Annotated in this window: 1 protein-coding gene; it reads right to left on the bottom strand. The window is 43.8% G+C overall.

What is annotated here, in order from left to right; all coding sequences use genetic code 11:
• A partial coding sequence (locus BZG01_RS21160) for a beta strand repeat-containing protein (RefSeq protein ID WP_101311827.1) occupies positions 1-2519 on the bottom strand: 2519 nt, incomplete at both ends.

Raw genomic sequence — 2519 nt, 5'->3', positions numbered from 1 at the left:
GTAATTTCACCTGTTGATGAGTTGATGGCAAATACACTGTTTGTATTGCCTGCTGTAATTGTCCAGCTGCTAAAGACCGTGGCTGTTGCATCTCCGTCGGTGGCCAAAACGGTTCCTACTGATGTTGTATTTGAAGCATCTTCATCAATAGTAAATGTTTGTGAAGCTGTCACTATCGGAGCTACATCATTGACATCTGTGATATTGATTGTTATCGTCTCTGCGGCTGAAGTGTTGGTTCCGTCGGAAACAGTTACGGTGTATGTGTATGAGGTTGTTGTTTCATAATCTATACCTGAGTTATCGGTTACGGTGATTGCGCCGCTGGAGGCATTGATCTCAAAAATGGATGCGCCGGTTCCTCCTGTTTCTGTCCAGGATGAGAAAGATGTTCCTGCATCGCCGTCTGTTGCAAGTACTGTTCCTACGGCTCCTGAGTTTGCAATATTTTCTGCAATATCAAAACTCTGTGAGGCTGTTACAACTGGAGTGACATCATTTATATCTGTGATATTGATTGTTATCGTTTCTGCGGCTGAAGTGTTGGTTCCGTCGGAAACTGTTACGGTGTATGTGTATGAGGTTGTTGTTTCATAATCTATACCTGAGTTATCGGTTACGGTGATTGCTCCGCTGGATGCGTTGATCTCAAAGATGGATGCGCCGGTTCCTCCGGTTTCTGCCCAGGATGAGAAAGATGTTCCTGCATCGCCGTCTGTTGCAAGTACTGTTCCTACGGCTCCTGAGTTTGCTATATTTTCCGCAATGCTAAAACTCTGGGAGGCTGTTACAACTGGAGTGTTGTCGTTTATTGCGTTCACATCAACTGTTACTGTTTCTGCTGCTGAAGTGTTAACTCCATCTGAAACTGTGATGCTCAAGCTGTAACTTGTGATTGATTCGTAATCCAGTTCATTCGCATCATTAACTGTAATTTCACCTGTTGATGAGTTCATGGCAAATACACTGTTTGTATTGCCTGCTGTAATTGTCCAACTGCTAAAAACCGAGGCTGTTGCATCTCCGTCGGTGACCAAAACGGTTCCTACTGATGTTGCATTTGAAGCATCTTCATCAATAGTAAATGTTTGTGAAGCTGTCACTATCGGGGCTACATCATTGACATCTGTGATATTGATTGTAATTGTCTCGGATGCTGAAGTGTTTATGCCGTCGGAAACTGTTACGGTGTATGTGTATGAGGTTGTTGTTTCATAATCTATACCTGAGTTATCGGTTACGGTGATTGCGCCGCTGGAGGCATTGATCTCAAAGATGGATGCGCCGGTTCCTCCGGTTTCTGTCCAGGATGAGAAAGATGTTCCTGCATCGCCGTCTGTTGCAAGTACTGTTCCTACGGCTCCTGAGTTTGCAATATTTTCTGCAATGCTAAAACTCTGGGAGGCTGTTACAACTGGAGTGACATCATTTATATCTGTGATATTGATTGTTATCGTCTCTGCTGTTGAAGTGTTGGTTCCGTCGGAAACTGTTACGGTGTATGTGTATGAGGTTGTTGTTTCATAATCTATTCCCGAGTTATCGGTTACAGTGATTGCGCCGCTTGATGCGTTGATCTCAAAGATGGATGCGCCGGTTCCTCCTGTTTCTGTCCAGGATGAGAAAGATGTTCCTGCATCGCCGTCTGTTGCAAGTACTGTTCCTACGGCTCCTGAGTTTGCAATATTTTCTGCAATGCTAAAACTCTGAGAGGCTGTTACAACTGGAGTGTTGTCGTTTATTGCGTTCACATCAACTGTTACTGTTTCTCCTGCTGAAGTGTTAACTCCATCTGAAACTGTGATGCTCAAGCTGTAACTTGTGATTGATTCGTAATCCAGTTCATTCGCATCATTAACTGTAATTTCACCTGTTGATGAGTTGATGGCAAATACACTGTTTGTATTGCCTGCTGTAATTGTCCAGCTGCTAAAAACCGTGGCTGTTGCATCTCCGTCGGTGGCCAAAACGGTTCCTACTGATGTTGTATTTGAAGCATCTTCATCAATAGTAAATGTTTGTGAAGCTGTCACTATCGGAGCTACATCATTGACATCTGTGATATTGATTGTAATTGTCTCGGATGCTGATGTGTTGGTTCCGTCGGAAACTGTTACGGTGTATGTGTATGAGGTTGTTGTTTCATAATCTATTCCCGAGTTATCGGTTACAGTGATTGCGCCGCTGGAGGCATTGATCTCAAAAATGGATGCGCCGGTTCCTCCGGTTTCTGTCCAGGATGAGAAAGATGTTCCTGCATCGCCGTCTGTTGCAAGTACTGTTCCTACGGCTCCTGAGTTTGCAATATTTTCTGCAATGCTAAAACTCTGGGAGGCTGTTACAACTGGAGTGACATCATTTATATCTGTGATATTGATTGTTATCGTTTCTGCGGCTGAAGTGTTGGTTCCGTCGGAAACTGTTACGGTGTATGTGTATGAGGTTGTTGTTTCATAATCTATACCTGAGTTATCGGTTACGGTGATTGCGCCGCTTGATGCGTTGATCTCAAAAATGGA

Source organism: Labilibaculum manganireducens, assembly GCF_002843385.1.
Lineage (GTDB): Bacteria > Bacteroidota > Bacteroidia > Bacteroidales > Marinifilaceae > Labilibaculum > Labilibaculum manganireducens.
This window is presented reverse-complemented; position numbering and strand designations above follow the sequence as displayed.